This is a genomic window from Streptomyces sp. GQ60 (assembly GCF_059758875.1).
The window spans coordinates 1-16,756 of the sequence record NZ_JCAXEG010000039.1 but is presented as its reverse complement, the minus strand read 5'-3'; the positions used below and the strand labels follow the sequence as shown (position 1 = coordinate 16,756).

18 protein-coding genes are annotated in these 16,756 nt (G+C 69.8%); 10 read left to right on the top strand and 8 right to left on the bottom strand.

Annotation, left to right across the window (positions count from 1 at the left end; all coding sequences use genetic code 11):
* The first annotated feature begins 84 nt into the window (after positions 1-84).
* The 9 genes from AC6CKD_RS37390 to AC6CKD_RS37350 all read left to right on the top strand — a co-directional run bounded on the left by AC6CKD_RS37390 (position 85) and on the right by AC6CKD_RS37350 (position 7,266).
* The gene (locus AC6CKD_RS37390) at positions 85-816 is read left to right on the top strand and encodes a sulfotransferase-like domain-containing protein (RefSeq protein ID WP_498333812.1); all 732 of its coding nucleotides are present in this window, start codon (positions 85-87) and stop codon (positions 814-816) included.
* A 164-nt stretch (positions 817-980) separates the two neighbouring features.
* Positions 981-1,640, top strand: coding sequence for a beta-sandwich domain-containing protein (locus AC6CKD_RS37385; RefSeq protein ID WP_498333810.1), 660 nt, complete (start codon positions 981-983; stop codon positions 1,638-1,640).
* A gap of 1 nt (position 1,641) precedes the next feature.
* Positions 1,642-2,679, top strand: coding sequence for a BtrH N-terminal domain-containing protein (locus tag AC6CKD_RS37380; RefSeq protein WP_498333808.1), 1,038 nt, complete (start codon positions 1,642-1,644; stop codon positions 2,677-2,679).
* A 43-nt stretch (positions 2,680-2,722) separates the two neighbouring features.
* A complete protein-coding gene (locus AC6CKD_RS37375; RefSeq protein WP_498333806.1) occupies positions 2,723-4,018 on the top strand; it encodes a DegT/DnrJ/EryC1/StrS family aminotransferase in 1,296 nt (431 codons plus the stop codon).
* A complete protein-coding gene (locus AC6CKD_RS37370) occupies positions 4,015-4,857 on the top strand; it encodes a transketolase (RefSeq protein WP_498333804.1) in 843 nt (280 codons plus the stop codon). Before AC6CKD_RS37375 ends, AC6CKD_RS37370 begins: the two co-directional genes overlap by 4 nt.
* Positions 4,854-5,822, top strand: a complete 969-nt coding sequence (locus AC6CKD_RS37365; protein WP_498333803.1) for a transketolase family protein — start codon at positions 4,854-4,856, stop codon at positions 5,820-5,822. The genes AC6CKD_RS37370 and AC6CKD_RS37365 overlap by 4 nt, the downstream gene beginning before the upstream one ends.
* Positions 5,819-6,004, top strand: a complete 186-nt coding sequence (locus AC6CKD_RS37360; protein ID WP_498333801.1) for a lysine biosynthesis protein LysW — start codon at positions 5,819-5,821, stop codon at positions 6,002-6,004. The genes AC6CKD_RS37365 and AC6CKD_RS37360 overlap by 4 nt, the downstream gene beginning before the upstream one ends.
* A 134-nt stretch (positions 6,005-6,138) precedes the next feature.
* Complete coding sequence (locus AC6CKD_RS37355) at positions 6,139-6,822, top strand: 4'-phosphopantetheinyl transferase family protein (protein WP_498333799.1); 684 nt, start codon at positions 6,139-6,141, stop codon at positions 6,820-6,822.
* Positions 6,823-6,912: 90 nt separating this feature from the next.
* A complete protein-coding gene (locus AC6CKD_RS37350) occupies positions 6,913-7,266 on the top strand; it encodes a VOC family protein (protein WP_498333797.1) in 354 nt (117 codons plus the stop codon).
* A 131-nt stretch (positions 7,267-7,397) separates the two neighbouring features.
* On the opposite strand, the gene AC6CKD_RS37345 is transcribed toward AC6CKD_RS37350, so the two are convergent.
* The 8 genes from AC6CKD_RS37345 to argC all read right to left on the bottom strand — a co-directional run bounded on the left by AC6CKD_RS37345 (position 7,398) and on the right by argC (position 15,135).
* A complete protein-coding gene (locus AC6CKD_RS37345; RefSeq protein WP_498333795.1) occupies positions 7,398-8,294 on the bottom strand; it encodes an ABC transporter permease in 897 nt (298 codons plus the stop codon).
* Positions 8,281-9,063: an ABC transporter ATP-binding protein gene (locus AC6CKD_RS37340; protein ID WP_498333793.1), complete on the bottom strand. Its 783-nt coding sequence runs from the start codon at positions 9,061-9,063 to the stop codon at positions 8,281-8,283. The genes AC6CKD_RS37345 and AC6CKD_RS37340 overlap by 14 nt, the downstream gene beginning before the upstream one ends.
* Positions 9,064-9,105: 42 nt before the next feature.
* The gene (locus AC6CKD_RS37335) at positions 9,106-10,245 is read right to left on the bottom strand and encodes an ABC transporter substrate-binding protein (protein WP_498333791.1); all 1,140 of its coding nucleotides are present in this window, start codon (positions 10,243-10,245) and stop codon (positions 9,106-9,108) included.
* A 102-nt stretch (positions 10,246-10,347) separates the two neighbouring features.
* On the bottom strand, positions 10,348-11,703 hold the full coding sequence (locus AC6CKD_RS37330) for a sulfate adenylyltransferase subunit 1 (RefSeq protein ID WP_498333789.1): 1,356 nt from the start codon (positions 11,701-11,703) through the stop codon (positions 10,348-10,350).
* 2 nt (positions 11,704-11,705) lie between these two features.
* Positions 11,706-12,653, bottom strand: a complete 948-nt coding sequence (gene cysD, locus AC6CKD_RS37325) for a sulfate adenylyltransferase subunit CysD (protein WP_498333787.1) — start codon at positions 12,651-12,653, stop codon at positions 11,706-11,708.
* Positions 12,650-13,213: an adenylyl-sulfate kinase gene (gene cysC / locus AC6CKD_RS37320; protein WP_498333786.1), complete on the bottom strand. Its 564-nt coding sequence runs from the start codon at positions 13,211-13,213 to the stop codon at positions 12,650-12,652. Before cysC ends, cysD begins: the two co-directional genes overlap by 4 nt.
* Entirely contained in the window at positions 13,210-14,082 is an 873-nt protein-coding gene (locus tag AC6CKD_RS37315; protein ID WP_498333785.1) for a [LysW]-aminoadipate kinase, read from the bottom strand. Before AC6CKD_RS37315 ends, cysC begins: the two co-directional genes overlap by 4 nt.
* 21 nt (positions 14,083-14,103) lie before the next feature.
* Positions 14,104-15,135: an N-acetyl-gamma-glutamyl-phosphate reductase gene (gene argC, locus AC6CKD_RS37310; protein WP_498333784.1), complete on the bottom strand. Its 1,032-nt coding sequence runs from the start codon at positions 15,133-15,135 to the stop codon at positions 14,104-14,106.
* A 329-nt stretch (positions 15,136-15,464) separates the two neighbouring features.
* On the opposite strand from argC, the gene AC6CKD_RS37305 reads away from it, so the two are divergent.
* Entirely contained in the window at positions 15,465-16,661 is a 1,197-nt protein-coding gene (locus AC6CKD_RS37305) for an ATP-grasp domain-containing protein (protein ID WP_498333783.1), read from the top strand.
* Positions 16,662-16,756: the final 95 nt, after the last annotated feature.

Sequence of the window (16,756 nt, the reverse complement as noted above, 5' to 3'; positions counted from 1 at the left end):
TGCTCGTTCTTGCCGTGTCAGGCTGGTCCGGATGTCGATATCTGCCGGAAGAGTTCACGGCACACCGGAGTAGAGGGGGAAATCGTGGGACGCACACCGGAGAGGATCCCGGTACTCGCTTTGTGGAGCGCGCCGCGCTGCCGGTCCACCGCGTTCGCGCGGATGATGGCCGAACGCGACGACCATGTCGTCGTGCACGAACCGCTCTCCCGGGTGGTCGATTTCGGCGAGGTCGAGGTCGGTGACCGGATCGCGCACAACGAGCAGGACGTGCTCACGGCGCTGCGTGCGATGGCCGCGGACAAGCCGGTGTTCTTCAAGGACACGACGGACTTCCACTATCCGGCGCTCCTCGCCGACGAGGAATTCCTCGCGGCCGCGACCCACACGTTCATCATTCGCGATCCGGCCGAGGCCATCGCCTCGCACCACAAGCTGAACCCGGACCTCGGCCGCGACGAGATCGGCTTCGCGTGGCTGTACGAGATCTTCACCGCCGTGCAGGCCGCCACCGGCACCACGCCGGTCGTGATCGACTCCGACGATCTGCTCGACCGCCCGGCCGAGACCGTGCGCGCCTACTGCGAGGCGGTGGGCATCCCCTTCGTCCCGGAGGCGCTGAACTGGCAGCCGGGCATGCGCTCGGAGTGGCAGTCGACCAGCAAGTGGCACCAGTCGACCAGCCAGACCGCCGGCTTCGCGCGCAGCTCGGGCGCGGCGGCCGAGACGGTCGCGGCGGACCCGACACTGAGCGCCTACCGCGACTACCACATGCCGTACTACGAGAAGCTGCGTGCTGCCGCGCTGCGTCCGTGAGCGTCCCGGCAGAAATGATCACGATGATGAGCCGGCGAGTGCACAGAGCGGCGTTTCAGGCATTCAAGGTAACCGGGACGTGGGCGAAGAGAACGACAGGCAGTCCGGTCCTCGGCTGCCCTGGAGTGTTGAGACTTGAGAATGTCTTCAATGAGGTGGGTAACTTGACGGAGATTTCGGTACCCTCCACCAAAAGTGCACTGCATGCAGAAAAGGCGTTCAGTGACGCGTGCGACGTGATGGAGGCTTCGGCACTCCCCGTTAGAAGTGGACTGTGCGAAACGGTCGACATCTCCGACCATCGCAATAACACGGCCATTTCCGCGGCGACGGAGACCAAGCTGGGCGAATTCAATGTGTGGCGAAACTCTTTCGCCGCCGAATACCTGCCTGCGGGCGGAAGTCTCGTCCACGTGGACGGCGTCCCCTTCCAGTTCCCCCCTGTCTGCGAAGGGCCGGACAACGTCCGCTGCGCCGGGCAGTTCATCCCCGTTCCCGAAGGCCGTTACGACTGGATCCACGTACTGGCCGCGTCCGAGCGTCGCAGCGAGGACACCGTCCAGCTGAACTTCGCCGACGGCTCGGTCGACGCGGAAGCGCTCCGGGTCTCCGACTTCTGGGCGGCGCCCGCGTGGTTCGGCGAGGTCAAGGCCTTCGAGAGCCTCGTCATGCACTACCCGCACCACGTGCAGCGCGGCATCCCCGCGGTCATGTGGGCGCAGCGGATACCGGTCACCCGGCGCGCCGGCCTCACCGGCATCTTGCTGCCCCGCAACGTCGCGGTGCACGTCTTCGCCCTCACCCTGCAGCGGACGGAGTCCTGACGTGACCGCCGAGGCGACAGCACGTACATACACGATCACCGGTCCAGAGCCCGAGCTGTGGTATCGCGACCTCATCAGCTGTCTGCAGGCCACGTTCGGTGCGCTGCTGGCTCGCGAGGGCGCCGACCCGCTGGCCGTGCTCGGGGCGGGCTGGCAGTTCCTGCACCTGCCGGGCGACGTCAGGCCCGAGGAGTTCTACTATCCCTGCGCCGAAGGCGAGTTGGGCCGCGCCCTTGCCCCGCACCACGACCTGAGCGCCCGCTGGTGGCAGCCCGCAGACGAGGGCGACGTGTGGCGCGAGGTACGCGAGCAGCTGGCCGACGACCGGCTCGTCATCGCCGCCGTGGACAATTTCCACCTGCCCTTCAGGCCCGCGTACGGGGATGTGCACGCCGCGCACCTCGTAGTGATCTACGGCCTGGACGAGACGCGTGGCGTGGTCTACGTCTCGGACCCGATGCCGCCCGCCTTCCGTGGCGCGGTGCCCATCGAGGAGTTCCTGCGCAGCTGGGGCTCGGCCAACCCGACCGACGTGCAGGATGCCTTCTTCAGCGACTCGAAGATCGGCCGACGCTGCCTCGATGTCCGCATCGGCACGCAACCAGCACCTCTGACACCCGAGTTGCTCGGCGGCTACCTGCGCGCCAACATCGACGGCTTCACCGCGGAGACCTCCGCCCGTACCGGGCTCGCCGGGTACGACGTGTTCGCCGCGGAACTGGTGGAGCGGTGCCGGGCAGGGGACGCGGGCGCGCTGCGCGAGCTGTACCCGTTCGGCTGGGCCATGCAGGCGCAGGCCTCGCTGCACGGCGAGCTCCTGCGCCGCTGCGGCCACGACTGGAACGACCCGGTGCTCGCCGGGGCGGGCCGCGCGGTCGAGACCGTCGCCCACGCGTGGACCGGACTGCGATTCACCGGCGCGCACGGCCACGGCGACCCGCGTGCGGCCGCGCCCGACATCGCGCACCACGCCACGCTGCTGCGCGCCGCCTATGCCCGCGCGGTCGACGCTGTCGAAGCGGCGGCGGCGCGGCTGTGAACGTACCCCGACCAACCTCCGTGACTGAACGGACTGGAGAGTGATGAGCAAGCTGGCAGCGTTCGGCGGCACGGCCGCCGTGCCGAAGGACCGGCGCCACGTGCAGTGGCCGCTGATCGAGGACGAGGACCGCAAGGCCGTCCTCGACGCACTCGACGGCCCGCGCCTGGTGTCCGACACCGACGGCGTGAACTCGGTGTCCCAACTCGAGGAGTACTGGGCCCGCCGCTTCGGCCACGAGACGTGCGTCGCGGTGTCCAACGGCACCGCGGCCCTGGCCCTCGCCCTCGCCGCACTCGGCGTCGGACCCGGCGACGAGGTGATCGTGCCCGCGTTCAGCTTCATCGCCACGGGGCTCGCCCCCGTGCACCAGATGGCCGTGCCGGTCTTCGCCGACATCGACCCGGTCACCTTCAACATCGACCCGGACGATGTCGAGCGCCGGATCACTCCCCGGACCAGGGCGATCATCCCCGTGCACCTGCACGGCGCGCCCGCCGACATGGACCGGCTCACCGCGATCGCCCGCAAGTACGACCTCGCGATCGTCGAGGACGCCGCCCAGGCTCCCGGCGCGACGCACCGCGGACGACCGGTCGGCGCGATCGGTGACGCGGGCGCCTTCAGCCTCCAGGTCAGCAAGAACATACCGACCTGCGGCGAAGGCGGTCTGCTGGTCACCCAGGACGCCGAACTGGCCGCGAAGATGCGCCGCGGACGGCAGTTCGGCGAGGACATCGAGGCCGGCCGGGACCGCGACTACATTTCGTACGGCTTGGGCTGGAACTACAAGATGAACGCCCTCCAGGCCGCGTTCACCATCGCGCAGCTCGACCGGTTCGACGCCTACGAGCGGGCCCGGCAGGAGAACGTCACCGGCTTCCTCGCGCGCTTGGCCGAGCTGCCGGGCCTGACGGTGCCGACCGCACTGCCGGACACCACCCACGCCTGGCACATCCTGCGCTTCCGCTTCGACCCTGCCGCGTTCGGCCTCGATGGTGTGCGGCCCCAGGCGCTGCGCTCGGCGCTGCGGCGGCTGCTGCGCGCCGAGGGCGTGCCGCTGTCGCAGTACCAGCTGATGCCGCTGCCCGACCAGAAGGTCTTCTCGGACCGCGTCGGCTTCGGCTCCGGCTACCCGTGGTCCGTGACCGGCGCGCCCGGCACGACCGCAGGTGAGGGCTACCCGGTGACCCGAGCGGTCATCGCCGACTCGCTCACCATCCAGAAGCGCCATCTGCACCCGGGCGCCGGCGAGCTGCTCGGTCTGTACGCGGACGCCTTCGAGAAGGTATGGGCGAACAGGGACATGGTGGGCACACTCGCGAAGGCGGCCTCATGACCGGCACCCAGCTCCTGGAGCGGGAGGCCCTGGCCACGGTCGCCGCACGCATCCGGTCCCATGTCGTCGACATGTGCGCGGGTCCCGAAGGCGGCCACCTCGGCGGCGCGTTCTCCAGCGCCGACATCCTTGCCGCCCTGTACTTCTCGGTGCTGAACGTGGACCCGCAGCGGCCGGACGACCCGGATCGCGACCGCTTCTTGCTCAGCAAGGGCCACGCCGCCATCGGTCTCTACGCCGCGCTGGCCGAGAAGGGCTTCTTCCCGGTCGAGGAACTCGCCGGATACGGACGCCCCGGCAGTCGGCTGATGGGCCATCCCGTACGTGCGGTGCCCGGTGTGGAGCTGCCGACCGGTTCGCTCGGCCACGGACTCGCGCTGGGCTGCGGGTTCGCGCTGGCCGCCCGGTATGCCCGCCGTGACTCTCGTACCTTCGTACTGATGGGCGACGGCGAGCTGCAGGAAGGCTCGGTGTGGGAGGCGGCCATCGCGGCCGCGTCGCTGCGCCTCGATCGGCTGGTGGCGGTGGTGGACCGCAACGAGCTTCAGCTGACCGGCGCCACCGAGGGCATCGCGCCGATGGAACCGTTGGCCGATCGCTGGCGGGCTTTCGGCTGGGCGGTCCGTGACGTGGACGGCCATGACCCGGACGGGCTGGCGGAACATCTCAACGCCGCGCCGTGGGAGCCGGGCAAACCGAGCATGCTGATCGCTCGCACGGTCAAGGGCCAGGGCCTTCCGTTCCTCGCCGGCCGCAGTGCCAGTCACTACGTGACCCTGTCGCCGCGCAATCACGCCCGGGCGGTCCGCGCACTGCACGCCACGGAGGCCACCGGATGAGCCGCGCGACCCGAGAGGCGTACCGGGACAGCCTGCTTCCTCTGCTGCAGCGGCATCCCGAATTGATGTGCCTGGACTCCGACACCGGTCTGTTCAACGCCGAGTACGCCGCGGCGGCCGGCGACCAGTACCTCAACCTCGGCATCGCCGAGCACAACTTGATGGGCACGGCTGCCGGGATGGCCGCGTGCGGGCGGATTCCGTTCGTCAACACGATGGCCGCCTTCGCCACCTCCCGGGCGCTGGAAGCGATCAAGATCGACATCGCCTACAACAAGCTGCCCGTCCGCATCATGGCGACTCATGGCGGTCTCGCCGCGGGCCACCTCGGTCCGACGCACCAGGCCCTGGAAGACCTCGCCGTGATGCGGGTACTGCCCGGAATGACCGTGGTGGTGCCGGCCGACGCCGCCGCCACCGAGGCGTTCGTCGAGCAGAGCCTGAACCTGGCCGGACCGCTCTACGTCCGGCTCGGCCGCAAACCGACCCCGGCACTGCCGGCGGCCCCGCCACCGGTCATCGGGAAGGCGCAGACGCTTCGGCAGGGCGGCGACGTGGTGCTCGCCGCCTGCGGCCCCTACCCGGTGCTCGCCTGCCTCGACGCGGCGGAGGTCCTCGCCGGACACGGCATCGAGGCCACCGTGCTGAACATGCACACCCTGCGGCCGTTCGATACGGAGACGCTGGTGGCAGCGGCCCGGCCCGCCTCGCTCGTGGTGACGCTGGAAGAGCACTGGCGCAGCGGCGGCCTCGGCGGCGCGGTGGCCGAGACACTGGCGGAGGCCGAGCCCACACGGGTGTTGAGGCTGGGCATGCCGGACAAGTTCGTCGACGAGGTGGGCAACCAGGAACACCTCGTCGCACATTACGACCTCACCGCGGAGCGGGTCGTGAGGGCCGTCCGTACGGCCCTCGACACGGCGGCCCGCTCCGGGAGGACCGATCGGAAGGAACACATCTCATGACCATGACCGCGACCACGGCGCAGGCCTGTCCGGAGTGCGAGGAAGGGATACAGATCAGCGAATCCGTGCGGCTCAACGAGATTCTGGAGTGCGCGGGCTGCCGCAGCGAGCTGGAGATCGTGGCGCTGAGCCCCATGGTGCTCGCTCTCGCGCCCGAGGTCGAAGAGGACTGGGGCGAATAGGCCCGGGGCGATCCGCCGGTCACCACGCTGTGACCTGCGGCCCTTTCAAGAGTCCCGGTCCTCCGACGGCAGGCCTTCAGAGCCTGCCCATGAGGACCGGGGCCGTTTCCCCGGACCCGTAAGGAGCGTGCGACATGAGCGACGTGCACATATGGGCGCTGCGGATTCCGGCCGGCGTCTCGGAGTCCTCGCTCGACCTGTCGGTTCTGGACGACGGGGAACGCCGTCGCATGGCGGCCTTCCTGCACGACCGTGACCGTACGCTCTACGGGTTTGCCCACGTGGCGCTTCGTGCGGCCCTGTCCGGTCTGACCGGTGTGGCACCCGAGGCGCTTCGCTTCACCCGCGCTCCCTGCCCGTGCTGCCGGGAGCCGCACGGGCGCCCCGTACTGGCGTCCGCCTCCGTGGAATTCTCCCTCTCCCACAGCCGAGATCTGGTGCTGATCGGAGTCGCCCCCGTGCCGATCGGCATCGATGCGGAGCCCGTGCCGGAACCCGAGGTTGCCGAGCAACTCACGCAACGGCTGCATCCGTCGGAACGCGAGGAAGTCGAGGCGGCTGCCCCGGCAGACCGGCCGGCGGCGTTCGCCCGCCTGTGGGCCCGCAAGGAGGCCTACCTCAAGGGGCTGGGCACCGGCCTCGGCCGCGACCTCGCGGCCGACGACGTACGCGGCGACCTTCCGGGTTGGCGCCTCACCGACCTCCCGACGGCCACCGGTTACGCCGCTGCCGTTGCGGTGAATTCCCTGAATTCCTGCGCGCTCCGCATTCACCGTGCCCTTCCGGAGCAACCGCCCAGGGCAGCTGTGGACAGCTGATCGGGCGGTATCGCTGCTGAGCGGCAAGAGGGCGGCGGGTTCGGACACCCCGGCCCTGGCAGCAGGCCGACCCTCACTATGCTCACGCCCATGGCACTCGAATGGGAACAGATCACCGTCGACGCTTCCGACCCCATCGCCCTCGGGCGCTGGTGGGCCGAGGCTCTCGGCTGGGTCGTGGTCGACGAATCCGACGAGATCATCGAGATCCGGCCCGAGCCGGACCAGATGCCAGGACTGCTCTTCGTCCCTGTCCCCGAGGGCAAGACGAAGAAGAACCGGCTCCACCCCGACTTCCGCCCCGACGACCAGGAGGCCGAGGTCGCCCGGCTGCTCTCCCTCGGTGCCCGGCGCGCCGACGCCGTGCAGGACGAGCAGCACTGGGTGACGCTCTTCGACCCGGAGGGCAACGAATTCTGTGTTCTGTCCGCGCCGAAGAGCTGAGCGGGCCGGTAGCCGTCCGGGCGTAGGTGCCGGACGGTTCTGCATGGGGCGGCACGGTCGAGGTGGTCCTGCATGCACAGGCCGCACGGCGCACCCACCGGTATGCCGCGGCTCACGCGCACCGGGCGTCCTCAGCCCTTCACCAGGAGGCCGCGGCTGCGCAGCACCCTGCGTTCCAACGGGCTGAAGATCAGCAGGTCGATGACGATGCCGACGATCAGGATGAGGATGATCGCCAGGAAGATCCCTGGCATGTCGGAGTTGTTGCGGCCGTTCTCCAGCAATTGACCGAGGCCCAGGCCGAGGTCCGGGGACGAGGCGATGATCTCGGCCGCCATGAGCGAGCGCCAGGAGAAGGCCCAGCCCTGCTTCAGGCCCGCCAGGTATCCGGGCAGCGCGGCCGGCATCGTAATGTGCCAGGCCTCCCGCAGCCCGGTCGCGCCCAGCGTGCGGCCCGCCCGCAGGAACAGCGGCGGCACCTGGTCGACGCCCGAGACGAGGCCGCTCGCGATGGAGGGCACGGCGCCGAGCAGGATCACGGCGTACATCATGGAGTTGTCGAGGCCGAACCAGAGGACGGCCGGGGGGACCCAGGCCACCGAGGGCAGCGACTGGAGGCCGGAGAGGATCGGGCCGATCGCCGCTCGGACGAACTTCACCCGGGCGACGAGCAGGCCGAGCGGCGTGCCGATGGCCAGGGCCAGCAGGAAGCCGAGCAGACCCCGCGAGACGCTCGTCCACACCACGTCGAGCAGGGTGCCCTGGAGCCACAGGTCGGTGAGGCTGGTCCACACCGACGACGGCGAGGGAAGCTTCGTCGGGTCGGTGACCCCGGCCCGGACCAGGCCCTGCCAGACGGCGAGGACCAGGACCACGGCGATCAGTGGCGGCAGGACCTTCTTGACGAGCACCTCGCGCACCGGGGCACGGTGCGTCTGTACGGAGTCGAGGGCGTCCAGGCCCGCTTCGAGGCTGCCCAGGTCGTGGGCGGCGGCCTTGGCGTCAACCGCGGTGTCAGTGCCGGCCATGGCGGCGGATCTCCCCCCGTAGTTGTTCGGTGATCTCTACAGAGAGCTCCGCGACGTCGGAGTCCTCGATGCGGCGCGGGTGCGGGATGTCCACGGTCCACTCGCGGTCCACCCGGCCCGGCCGGGAGGACAGGAGCACGACCCGCTGGGCGAGCCGGACGGCCTCGCGGACGTTGTGCGTGACGAACAGGACGGACAGGTTCGTCTCGCGCCAGATGCGGGTCAGCTCGTCGTGCAGGACGTCCCGGGTGATGGCGTCCAGGGCCGCGAACGGCTCGTCCATCAGGAGGAGCTGCCTGCCCTGGGCGATCGCGCGGGCCATCGCGACGCGCTGGCGCATGCCGCCGGACAGCTCGTGCACCCGCTTGCCGTAGGCGCCGTTCAGGCGTACGAGTTCGAGCAGTTCCTGGGCGCGGGTGCGCCGGTCCGCCCTGGCCACGCCGCGCAGCCGCAGGGCCAGTTCGATGTTCTTGCCGGCGGTCAGCCACGGGAACAGCGCGTGCTCCTGGAACATCAGCGCGGGCCGTCCGCCCGGCGTCTCGATGGTTCCCGCGGTCGGTCGGTCAAGGCCCGCCACCAGGTTGAGCAGCGTCGACTTGCCGCAGCCGGAGGCCCCCAGGAGCGTGACGAACTCGCCCGGCGCGACATCGAGCGTGATGTCGTCCAGTACGAGCTGGGGCCCGGCGGGGCCGGCGAAGGACTTCGAGACGTGCCCGATCCGGGCGGCGTGTGCCACCGTCTCGCGATCCTCGGCTGTGGCGAGGGTCATCGCCAAGGTCGTCACCTCCTGGGGAACCTGGTACTGCGACCGCTACTTGACGCCGAGACCGGCGTCGGAGACCTCGGGCTTGCCCAGAGCCTTGAGGACCCTGTTGAGCGGGGCGAGGTCGTAGATGGCGTTCAGGTCGGGCTTCTTGAGCAGGTTGGCCCTGACGGCGTGGTCGGCCTGCGCCCGGAGGGTGGCGGCCAGCGGGTCATCGGTGGTCTCGATCGACGTCCAGGCCGGATCGATGACCTCCGCGGGCAGTTCCTTGCCCGAGAGCGCCTTCAGCGCGGCGTTCGCGGAGGTCTTGGCCTCGTCCGGGTTGGCCCTGATCCACTCGTTGGTCTTCACCGAGCCGCGCAGGACCGCCTCGACGACGTCCGGGTGGTCCTTGAGGAACTTCTGCGACACGATGATGTTGGTGATCACGAACTTCTTGTCCGGCCACAGGTCGGATTCGTCCAGGAGGACCTTCGCGCCGTCGGAGACCAGCTTGGACGCGGTCGGCTCCGGCACCCAGGCGCCGTCGATGGATCCGGACGCGTAGGCGTCCGGGGTGATCTTGTTGTCGGTGCGGACGACGTTGACGTCGCCCTTGCCGCTCTGGGCGTCGACCTTCCAGCCCTTCTCGTTGATCCAGTTGAGGAAGGCCACGTCCTGGGTGTTGCCCAGCTGCGGGGTCGCGATGTTCTTGCCCCTGAGGTCGTCCACGGACTTGACCTTGTCCGGGTTGACGACCAGCTTGACGCCGCCGGAGGCCGAACCGCCGATGATGCGCAGGTTCTTGCCGCTCGACTTGGTGAAACCGTTGATGGCGGGCGAGGGGCCGATCCAGCCGATGTCGACGGAGCCCGCGTTGAGCGCCTCGATCTCGGAGGGCCCGGCGTTGAAGGTCACGCTCCGCACCTTGGTGCCGCCGAGCTCCTTCTGGAGCAGGCCCTCCTGGACGCCGACCAGCGCGGTGGCGTGCGTCAGGTTCGGGAAGTAGCCGATCTTGACGGTATCGGCGGAGAGCTTCTTGGCGCCGTCGGCGACCTGCGCGGCCTTGTCGGCCTTGTCAGCCTTGTCGTCCTTCTTGGCGTCCGAGCCGTAGCCGCAGGCGGCGAGCACGCCGAACAGCAGGGGCAGGGCGGCGGCAGCGGCGGCGCTGCGGCGCGGGGTGGTGCGGGGCGTACGGCTCGCAGGCACGGGAGGATTTCCTCTTGCAGGCCCGGTGCTCACGTCCGGCGGAGTCTCCACTCCGCCGCGCAGCGGGTCGGTCGGTAGGTCTTCGGCGGTGCGGACGGGCCCTCAGAAGTCCTGCCCCTCCCCGTTCACCGCGACCGGGGCCTTGGCGGCGGCGAAGGGGTCGCCCGCCATGCCGGCCGCGAGCGTGGTCCCGTCCGCCGGGTCGATCAGGAGGAAGGACCCGGTGCGGCGCGAGTCGGCGTACGAGTCGAGCGCGAGCGGCTCGGCGGCGCGCACCGTGACCCGGCCGATGTCGTTGGCGACCAGCTTCCCCGGGTTCGGGTGCTGGGAGAGGTCGTCCAGGGTGAGCCGGGACGGGATCTCCTTGACGATCGCCTGGACGGTGCGGGTGGTGTGCTTGAGCAGCACCCGCTGACCCACCGTCAAGGGCCGGTCGGCGACGTGGCAGACGGTCGCCTCGACGTCCTGCGTGGTGGCGGGTTCGTCGCCGGTCGGCACGATCAGGTCGCCGCGCGAGACGTCGATGTCGTCCTCCAGGAGGAGGGTGACCGACTGCGGCGTCCAGGCGGTGTCCACGGCCTCGCCGAGCAGGTCGATCCCCGAGACCTTGGAGGTGCGGCCCGAGGGCAGCACGGTCACCGGCTCACCGACCCGGAAGGTGCCGGCTGCGATCTGTCCGGCGTAGCCCCGGTAGTCGGGGTGCTCGGCGGTCTGCGGGCGGATCACGTACTGCACCGGAAGGCGTGCGTGACGGGAGGCCAGGTCGTGGCTGACCGGTACCGTCTCCAGGTGCTCCAGAACGGTCGGGCCGCCGTACCAGTCCATGTTGGCCGACGGCTCCACCACGTTGTCGCCGGCCAGCGCCGAGATCGGGATCGCGGTGATCTCGGGCACGCCCAACTCACGTGCGTACGCCGTGAACTCCTTGGCGATCGAGGCGAAGGCCGTCTCCTGGTAGCCCACCAGGTCCATCTTGTTGACGGCGAGCACCACGTGCGGGACGCGCAGCAGGGCGGCGACCGCCGCGTGCCGGCGGGTCTGCTCGATGACGCCGCTGCGGGCGTCGACCAGCACCACGGCGAGGTCGGCGGTGGAGGCACCGGTCACCATGTTGCGGGTGTACTGCACGTGCCCGGGGGTGTCGGCCAGGATGAACCGGCGCCGGGGCGTGGCGAAGTAGCGGTAGGCCACGTCGATGGTGATGCCCTGCTCCCGCTCGGCCCGCAGGCCGTCGGTGAGCAGCGCCAGGTCGGGCCCCTCGTGGCCCCGCCTGCGCGACACCTCCTCGATGGCCGCCGCCTGGTCGGCGAGAACGGACTTGGTGTCGTACAGCAGCCGTCCGACCAAGGTGGACTTGCCGTCGTCGACCGAACCACAGGTGGCCAGCCGCAGCAGGCCACCCGGAAGCCGGTCGGAGGCACCGCCCTGCACTGCCTCTTCCGTGATGCCCGTTGACATATCTAGAAGTACCCTTCTCGCTTGCGGTCCTCCATGGCGGCCTCGGACAGCCGGTCGTCGGCCCTGCTCGCACCGCGCTCGGTCACCCGGCTCGCCGTGATCTCCGCGATCACGGCGCCCACCGTCGAGGCCGACGAGTCGACGGCGCCGGTGCAGGACATGTCGCCGACCGTCCGGTACCGGACCTGGCGCTCGCACAGGGGCTCACCGTCTCGGGGCCCGCCCCAGTCGCCGGCCGCCAGCCACATGCCGTCGCGCTGGAACACCTGGCGCCGGTGCGCGAAGTAGATCTCCGGCAGCGCGATGTCTTCCTGCTCGATGTACTGCCAGACGTCCAGCTCGGTCCAGTTGGACAGCGGGAAGACCCGGACGTGCTCGCCCGGTTGGTGGTGACCGTTGTACAGCTGCCACAGCTCGGGCCGCTGCCGGCGCGGATCCCAGCCGCCGAACTCGTCCCGCAGGCTGAACACCCGCTCCTTGGCGCGCGCCTTCTCCTCGTCCCGCCTGCCGCCGCCGAACACCGCACCGAAGCGGCCGTCACGGACCGCGTCGAGCAGGGGCACGGTCTGCAGGGGATTGCGGGTGCCGTCGGGGCGCTCGCGGAGCCTTCCGTCGTCGATGTACGACTGCACGGACGCCACGTCGAGGTGGAGGCCGTGCTGCTCGACGACGCGGTCGCGGTAGGCGATCACCTCGGGGAAGTTGTGGCCGGTGTCCACGTGCAGCAGCGAGAACGGCAGTGGCGCCGGGGCGAACGCCTTGAGCGCCACGTGCAGCATGACGATCGAGTCCTTGCCGCCGGAGAACAGCAGCGTCGACCGGTCGAACTCGCCAGCCACCTCACGGAAGATGTGTGCCGCCTCGGATTCCAGTGCTTCGAGGTGGGTCATCGGGGGCGGCGCCGGGGAGCGCCGCGGGCCGGTGAGCACGGCCGGGGTCACCACGGTCATGACAGACCTCGCTCAGTGAGCACCGCGTAGACCTGCTGGACCGACTCCTCGACGGTCTGGTCCTGCGTGTGGAGGCGAAGGTGGGGGGCCGTCGGCGCCTCGTAGGGGTCGTCCGCACCGGTGAGGCCGCTGATTTCGCCCGCGGCCTGCTTGGCGTAGAGGCTCTTCACGTCCCGGTCCGCGCAGATCTCCGCCGGAGTCGCCACGTGCACCTCGAGATAGGGCACGCCCTGTGCGGCGTGCTGGTCACGCACCGCCTCCCGTGACATCGCGTACGGAGCGATGACCGGCACCAGCACGGTGACGCCGTGAGCGGCGAGCAGCCCGGACACGTAGCCGATCCGGCGCACGTTGGTGTCCCGGTCCTCTTTCGAGAAGCCCAGTTCCGACGAGAGCGCCGGACGGACAACGTCGCCGTCGAGCACCTGCACCCGGTGTCCCTCGGCCCGCAGCCGCTCGGCGAGGCACACCGCGATCGTGGTCTTGCCCGCGCTCGGCAGTCCGGTCAGCCAGACCGTGCCGCCCTGCCACACGGCCGGTTTGCCCTTCGGGTCGGTCATGCGAGGACCTCCATTTCGCGTGAGCTGTGGGCCGGCTCCCCGGCAGGGGCGATGCGCACCGTGGTGCCGGCTCCTGCGAGTGCCTGGCTGACGGGGGCGGAGGTACGTCCGTCCGCGATGCGTACGGTGCCGACTCCGCCGGTGAGTGCTTCGCGTGCGGCGATGAGCTTGAGCGCCATGCCTCCGGTGGCGGAGGGGTCGGGCGCGCCGGTCGGGGATATGTCGTGGGCGCTCTGCACGCTGGTGGGGTCGTCCGGGTCGGCGAGGACGCCGGGTGCCCCGGTGAGCAGCAGCAGCTGGTCGGCGCCGAGTGCGACGGCGAGCGCCGCCGCGACGCGGTCGGCGTCGACGTTGACCGGGCGGTCGTGCTCGTCGATGGCGGGCGGCGAGATGACCGGGACGTAGCCGAGGCGCAGCAGCGTTTCGGGCAGTTCGGCGCTGACCGTGGTGATCCGGCCGCTGTGGTTGTCGCGGATCAGCACGGTACGGCCGTCGACGACGGAGCGGATGACGGACTTGCGGCGGGCGCGGAGCATGCCGCCGTCCATGCCGGTGAGTCCGACCGCGGGCACGTTGTGGCGGGCGAGTTCCGCGACCAGTTTGGGTTTGACGGCGCCGGTCAGCGCCAGGACGACCACTTCGAGCGTGGCCGGGTCGGTGTACCGCGTGGAGACGTTGTCCGGGGCGACCAGGGTGCGCTGCGGGACACCGAGTTCGCCGGCGAGCCGCCTGATCTCTCCGGAGCCTCCGTGGACCAGGACGATGGAATGCCCTTCGTGGACGAGGCGGGCGATGTCGGCACAGATGCCCGCGGCGTCGACGGACGGATTGCCGCCGCATTTGACGACGGTGAGTGGTGCGGTGGTCACGGTCTCTCCGGTGGGCGAGGGCTAGAGGGGGTGGAGGCCTGGGAACGTGAGGCCGAAGTTTTCGGGCCAGCCCATGCGGATGTTGAGACACTGGACGGCGTTGCCCGCCCCGCCCTTGACGAGGTTGTCGAGGGCGCCGATGGTGGTCAGGCGTCCGGTGTCCTCGTCGAGGGCGTAACCGACGTCGCAGTAGTTGGACCCCAAGAGGATCTTCGGGTCGGGGTAGCGGAAGATGCCGCGCTGGTGCGCGACGATGCGGACGAAGGGCTCGTCGGCGTACTGCTCGCGATAGGCCCGCCGGAGAGCGGCTTTGTCGACGCCGGGGCGCAGGGTCGTGTGACAGATGGTCTGGACCCCGCGGACTGCTTCGACGCCGGTGGCGGTCATCGCCGCGGGCATTCCCAGGTGTTGGGAGATCTCGGCCTCGTGGCGGTGGCTGGTCGGGGCGAACACGCGCATCGCACCGCTGCGTTCGGCGTGCAGGTTCGCCGGGCCGGCGGTGGAACCGGAGCCGCTGGAGCCGGTGCGGGCGTCGAGCTGGACGCCCGCCTCCCTGTCGATGAGATCGTGCGCGACGAGCGGGTAGAGGGCGAGGACGCCGGCCATGGCCATGCAGCCGGGCACGCTGATCTTGTCCGCGCCGCGCAGCCGCTCGCGGTGCAGTTCGGGCAGGCCGGGCACGAAGGCGTCCAGCAGATGCGGGGCCTGGTGCTCACTGCCGTAGTAGCGCTCGAAGACCTTCGCGTCGTTGAGGCGGAAGTCACCGGTCAGGTCGATGACGACCTTGGCCCGCTGGGTCCAGTAGTCGATCTGGGTCATCACGGCCCGGTGCGGCAGGGCCAGGAAGACCGCATCGCACTCACCGACCTCGTCGGCGGAGCAGAACAGCAGATCGGTGGAGGCCCGCAGGTTCGGGTGCACCCCGTCGACCCGCTTGCCGGGGAAGCGCGAGGAGACCGCGCCCACCACCTCGAGCTCGGGGTGGCCTATGAGCAGCCGCAACAATTCCCCGCCGATATAGCCGGCCGCGCCGACCACCACCACCCGAATCACGACGACTCCACCCCGATCACCACAGGACCTCCGTAGCGGAAGCGCTCGACCAACTGGACGGCACATCCAAGCCACCACATTGGAATGCAACCTACGAACCCACCCGCATTCCCCGCGTCCGCGACAGGTTCATCCACCACCGCCGTCCGGCTTACGAGCGGGCGGATCAGGTACGCGCGACGATTACTCGGCTCCCGTCAGGATCGCCCGGACACCGGATTCGACCCGCGTAGTCATCTCGCTTATTCGGTCCGGCCCCCGCCCGTGCCAGCATTGACTTCCGCGCGTAACCAGAAACTCCCTTTCGAAAGCCTCCGGAGGCCCGTGACATGAAATCCGTGCTCATCCTCTCGTGGATAGCCATCGGCAACGTGCCCGCTGCGGTCGAGGAGCTCCGTGCTCGCGATCTGCGACCGGTGCTGGTCTCCAACCTTCCGGACGACCCCCACGCCGGCCTCTGCGACGACCACATCGTGTTCGACTGGGACGCCGAGGAGCTTTCGGCCCTCACGGCTCGGGTCGGCGAGCGGGGCATCGAGCCGATCGCCGTCGTCAGCATGGTCGAGAAGCTGCTCGAGTGGAGCATCGCGCTCACCACGCATTACGGCCTTCCCGGCGGCGGTGCCGGCCGTGCCGTGCTGGCGAGCAAGACCCTGGTCCGGGAGCACATGCGTGCCCTTGGCCTGTCCGAGCTCAAGTTTTCCGGCGACCCGGGGTCAGTGGACTTCTTCCCCGCCATCATCAAGCCCGCGCGGGAGTCGGCGGCCTCGTACCTGGTCGAGCGGGTGGACGACCGGGAGGAGTTGCTGGCCTACCTGAAGAACCTGGAGGAGTCCGGGTCGGGCGGCGTGGAGCTGATCGCCGAGGAGTTCGTGTCCGGCACGGAGTTCTCCGTGGACGGTCCCGTACTGAACGGCCGCTTCCACCCGCTTCTCGCGGTCGAGAAGGCCGACTACGACTACGCCAAGAACCATGACGCGGGGCTCTCGTTCCACCCGCCCCAGGAAAGTCACGTGCGGGACGGCGTACGTGTCCTGTGCGAGGCGATCAACACGCTGTGCGCCGACCGGGGCCTCGACCAGCTATGGCTGCACTTCGAGGGCCGGAGCTCGGAAGACGGCCGGACCGAGCTCATCGAGATCAACCCCCGGCCCGGCGGCTTTCACACGGGGATCCCCGCGTCCATCCAGAACCTCTACGGCATCGACGTGATCGCGACGGTCGTCTCCATGGCGCTGGGTGAGTACGCGCCACAGGACCTGGGACCGATGCGCGAGCAGCCGATCTTCGGCAACGTCGAGCTGGAGGCCGAAGAGCTCGGCACGGTCGAAGCCGTCACCACCGAGGCAGAACTGCTCGCCCTGCCCGGCGTCATCAGCGTGCGGCTGGCCAACGGATACCGGGTCACCCAGCTGAACAAGGAGAACTTCTTCCTCTCGCTCACCATGACCGCCGACTCCGTGGAAGAGCTGCGCGAGCAGGCCGCGAAGGTCCTCGGCACCTTCGAATACAGTGTCAGGCCGTAATCGGCTCTCTCGACCGTACTGGAAGCCTGGTCCGCCCCCCGCAGGGGTGGCGGACCAGGCTTCACCCATTTCTCCTGCTCGACTTCCGGACTGGG

Bases quoted from the DNA above. Each gene is read 5' to 3' on its own strand.
- cysC (WP_498333786.1), bottom strand. From the start codon at position 13,213: ATGACCGACCCGAAGGGCAAACCGGCCGTGTGGCAGGGCGGCACGGTC.
- AC6CKD_RS37330 (WP_498333789.1), bottom strand. From the start codon at position 11,703: ATGTCAACGGGCATCACGGAAGAGGCAGTGCAGGGCGGTGCCTCCGAC.
- AC6CKD_RS37375 (WP_498333806.1), top strand. From the start codon at position 2,723: ATGAGCAAGCTGGCAGCGTTCGGCGGCACGGCCGCCGTGCCGAAGGAC.
- AC6CKD_RS37305 (WP_498333783.1), top strand. From the start codon at position 15,465: ATGAAATCCGTGCTCATCCTCTCGTGGATAGCCATCGGCAACGTGCCC.
- AC6CKD_RS37370 (WP_498333804.1), top strand. From the start codon at position 4,015: ATGACCGGCACCCAGCTCCTGGAGCGGGAGGCCCTGGCCACGGTCGCC.
- AC6CKD_RS37365 (WP_498333803.1), top strand. From the start codon at position 4,854: ATGAGCCGCGCGACCCGAGAGGCGTACCGGGACAGCCTGCTTCCTCTG.
- AC6CKD_RS37340 (WP_498333793.1), bottom strand. From the start codon at position 9,063: ATGACCCTCGCCACAGCCGAGGATCGCGAGACGGTGGCACACGCCGCC.
- AC6CKD_RS37345 (WP_498333795.1), bottom strand. From the start codon at position 8,294: ATGGCCGGCACTGACACCGCGGTTGACGCCAAGGCCGCCGCCCACGAC.
- AC6CKD_RS37360 (WP_498333801.1), top strand. From the start codon at position 5,819: ATGACCATGACCGCGACCACGGCGCAGGCCTGTCCGGAGTGCGAGGAA.
- cysD (WP_498333787.1), bottom strand. From the start codon at position 12,653: ATGACCGTGGTGACCCCGGCCGTGCTCACCGGCCCGCGGCGCTCCCCG.
- AC6CKD_RS37355 (WP_498333799.1), top strand. From the start codon at position 6,139: ATGAGCGACGTGCACATATGGGCGCTGCGGATTCCGGCCGGCGTCTCG.
- AC6CKD_RS37350 (WP_498333797.1), top strand. From the start codon at position 6,913: ATGGCACTCGAATGGGAACAGATCACCGTCGACGCTTCCGACCCCATC.